The organism is Paenibacillus sp. FSL R7-269 (assembly GCF_000517865.1).
In the GTDB taxonomy this organism is placed as follows: domain Bacteria; phylum Bacillota; class Bacilli; order Paenibacillales; family Paenibacillaceae; genus Paenibacillus_AQ.
Window position 1 is genome coordinate 1 of record NZ_ASPS01000124.1, and the last position, 684, is coordinate 684.

Genomic DNA, 684 nt, shown 5'->3' on the forward strand with positions numbered 1-684 from the left:
AAAATATACTCCTGTGGAAATTACGCCCTTAACATGCGAACAAACGTTTGGTATAATGGGAAGACTAAGTACAGAAACGGCATTCAATCAAAAGGGGGTCCCTCATGTTAGTCTTTGAAAACCAATTGCCCAATGTATCCTCAGATGTAAAGCAACATATTATGGGGATCATAGACGCAAGCCCAACCTCTCAATTTCGTTGTGATGTAACAACAGAAATCCCTAATGTGTATGTTTATCTAATTGAAGACAACCCGTTGGAAAGCTATTCTATTTTCCATGCCTTTTCGTATGACAATATTGGTCCAGATTATTCCTATCAAAGTTTTACTATTGACCAAATCCATAAAATGCACCAATTCATTGAAAAGGCTAAGTTCATTTAGCCTTGTTTTCCTTTATTACACGTTCATATTCTTCTTCAATGGTTTTGGATAACAGTTCGGTTGCTGTCATATTCAACTTTTTTGCAGCCGTAGCTAATTGCTTTTTTATATAGACAGGTACGTCATAATGAAATTTAACCTTATTTCCATATGCCATCGTCCATTACCCCCTATCCTATAATTTCTTGGTATTTATTTTCAATAATACGAATTAATAATTGAGTCGCTGATATTTCTTGTAATGCTGCTGCTTCAATTAGTTTTTCCTTGATTTCAGGCTGAAACTCATAGGGTAATT

General features: G+C 35.1%; 2 protein-coding genes. One reads left to right on the forward strand and one right to left on the reverse strand.

All coding sequences use genetic code 11. From position 1 onward, the window contains the following. Positions 1-104: 104 nt before the first annotated feature. Complete coding sequence (locus C162_RS32215) at positions 105-386, forward strand: hypothetical protein (RefSeq protein WP_036701927.1); 282 nt, start codon at positions 105-107, stop codon at positions 384-386. On the opposite strand, the gene C162_RS36755 is transcribed toward C162_RS32215, so the two are convergent. Beyond that, positions 379-543 carry a hypothetical protein gene (locus C162_RS36755; protein WP_200869262.1) on the reverse strand — a complete coding sequence of 55 codons (165 nt, stop codon included), beginning with the start codon at positions 541-543 and terminating at the stop codon, positions 379-381. The genes C162_RS32215 and C162_RS36755 overlap by 8 nt on opposite strands. Positions 544-684: the final 141 nt, after the last annotated feature.

Excerpts from the sequence above, each read along its gene's own strand:
- C162_RS32215 (WP_036701927.1), top strand. The coding sequence starts at position 105 with ATGTTAGTCTTTGAAAACCAATTGCCCAATGTATCCTCAGATGTAAAG.
- C162_RS36755 (WP_200869262.1), bottom strand. The coding sequence starts at position 543 with ATGGCATATGGAAATAAGGTTAAATTTCATTATGACGTACCTGTCTAT.